The sequence below is a fragment of the Candidatus Methylomirabilota bacterium genome (assembly GCA_035315345.1).
Classification (GTDB): domain Bacteria; phylum Methylomirabilota; class Methylomirabilia; order Rokubacteriales; family CSP1-6; genus CAMLFJ01.
In genome coordinates, this window is the sequence record DATFYA010000025.1 from 1 (window position 1) to 2,238 (window position 2,238).

Consider the following 2,238-nt stretch of genomic DNA (forward strand, 5'->3'; position numbering starts at 1 on the left):
CACGTGCGAGAAATGGGAGCGAATGATCTCGAGGGCCGACTTGACCTGCTCGGCGGAGAGCTGGCCCCGCTCGATGCGAGTCGGCCCGGGGAGCACCATGAGGCCGCTGGAATGCTTGACGAGAAGACCGTGGAGCAGGGAATCGTCCAGCCGTTCCAGGTTCTCGAGCGCGTCGAGCACCGAGTACGTGTAACGAAGGTTCAGGAAGGTGGCGACGTCGGACTGACGGGTGTCGAGATCGATCAGGATGGTGTGATCGGGCGCGCGCTCCGCCAGGCACACCGCCAGGTTGGTGGCGAGGGTCGTAACGCCGAGGCCCCCCTTGGTGGAGAACACGGACGTGATTCGCCCCGCCCGCGCGGGCGGCGGGACGCCGCGGCGGAGCCGGAGCAGCTTCTCGAGCGCCGCCTCCAGGTCGGTGCGTTGGACCGGGCGGCGCAGGAACTCAACGGCCCCGGCGCGGATCGCCTCGATCACGAAGTCGGCGGAGACGTCGGCGCCGGTAGCGAAGACCGCGGCATCCGGGAAGGAGCGGGTCAAGGCTCCCACCACGTTCGTGGGAGAATTGTCCGCCGCCGCCTTCGCGGCGAGCTCGACGATGATCAGATCGGGCCGGCGCGCCGGGCCCTCGTGTAGGGCCGTCGAGAGGCGTCCGTGCTCGCCGACGAGCTGCACCGAGGCCATCGCCCCGAGGAGCCGCTTCAGGACGGTGGTGGACTCGGTGTCGCTGCCGACGATCAGGACACGAAGAGAAGAGGTCATGGAGCCCCGTGGGTCACCGGGTCGGGAGATTGCTCTGACCGAAAGGACGGGTCACCACGTCACCAACCCCGGGAATGCCAGGGACGAGGGTGAAGTCCTTCTTCTCCTCGTCGCGGAGGTCCATGAGCCGGCGCGCATCCACCCCGGTCCCGGGGGCGTCGGGCTTCACGAGCTTCACGGTGACGACGAAGAGCAGCTCGGTCTCGTTGTTCTGGAAGCGAGTGCTGCGGAAGAGGGCGCCCAGGATCGGGATGTCCCCGAGGACCGGGATCTTGGCCACCGCCTGGCGTACCTCGTTGTTGATCAGGCCGGCGATGGCAAAGGACTCGCCATCCTTGAGGTTGATCGTGGTGGCGGCCTCGTTCTTGCGGATGACGGGAATGCTGAAGCCGGCCGATACGAGTCCCTGGCTGAAGTCCAGGCTGGACACTTCCGGACGGATCTTGAGGTTGATGTTCTCACCGTCCTGAACCACCGGCAGGAAGACCAGCCCCACGCCGAACTCCTTGAACTGGACTGTGATGGTGTTGTTGTCCTGGGCGATCGGGAACGGGAACTCGCCGCCGGAGATGAACTTGGCTTCCTTGCCGCTCTGGGTCACCAGGTTGGGCTTGGCCAGCGTGCGGAGAACGTTCCGGTCGGCGAGGGCCCGGATCACTCCGGCATAGTCACGGTTGCCGGACGAGAGAAAGATATTGCTCCCCCCCAGGGAGAAGTCGGGCGACGACTGGCCGAAGACACCGTTTGCCACCACCGGGCCGATTGCCCCGAGGGCGAGGCTGAACGGGTTGCCCGGGATGGCGGCGCCCTGGAAGGTCTGACCGAGCGCGCGCGCAGCGAACCCGAGCTCCTTCAGGGCCGACCGCCCGACCTCGGCCACGTGGACCTGGAGCATCACCTGCTGGGGCTTGACGTCGGTCAGGCTCAGGAGGCTGACCACCTTGCCCTTCGGAGCGAAGACCGACGCGACCTCCACGACACCTGCGATCGTGCGCTCGCTGGAGACGTTGCCGTCCAGGATGATGGCGTCCTGCGCGGGATGGATCTGGATGTCGTCGCGCGGAGCGACCTGCTTGAGGCGCTCCCGCAGCAGCTCCAGGTCGCTTTGCACGACCAGGTCGAAGAAGACGGTCTTGGTCGGGTAGAAGGCCACGAGCGAGGTGGTGCCCACCGCCTTGCCGTTGATAAGGATCTGGTTGGGCGTGACCACGAACACGTCCGCGATGGCCGGATTCGTCACGGAGACTCGGGTGAACGGTTCCTGAAGGTTGAGCACCTGCGACTTGCCCATCGTCACGTCCAGGCGGATGAGCCCGGGCTCGGCGGCGAGTACGGGGAGTTGGGTACCGGCCAGGAGTAGCAGCGCGGCCAGCAAGAAGGCGGAGACGCTGGCTCCTCGGCGATAGTGTCGTGGCATTGCGATGGTGACCCCCATGTCAGTGAAGTCTCACTTCTTGCCGGGCTCGGCCGTGTCCG

General features: G+C 66.4%; 2 protein-coding genes. Both read right to left on the reverse strand.

All coding sequences use genetic code 11. From position 1 onward, the window contains the following. The coding region (locus VKN16_04175; protein HME93401.1) for an AAA family ATPase at positions 1-762 on the reverse strand (762 nt) is incomplete at its 3' end. Between the two features lie 13 nt (positions 763-775). Continuing rightward, entirely contained in the window at positions 776-2,197 is a 1,422-nt protein-coding gene (locus VKN16_04180) for a type II and III secretion system protein family protein (protein HME93402.1), read from the reverse strand. Positions 2,198-2,238 lie beyond the last annotated feature (41 nt).

Coding starts and splice junctions, on each gene's coding strand:
- VKN16_04180 (HME93402.1), bottom strand. CDS start 2,197: ATGGGGGTCACCATCGCAATGCCACGACACTATCGCCGAGGAGCCAGC.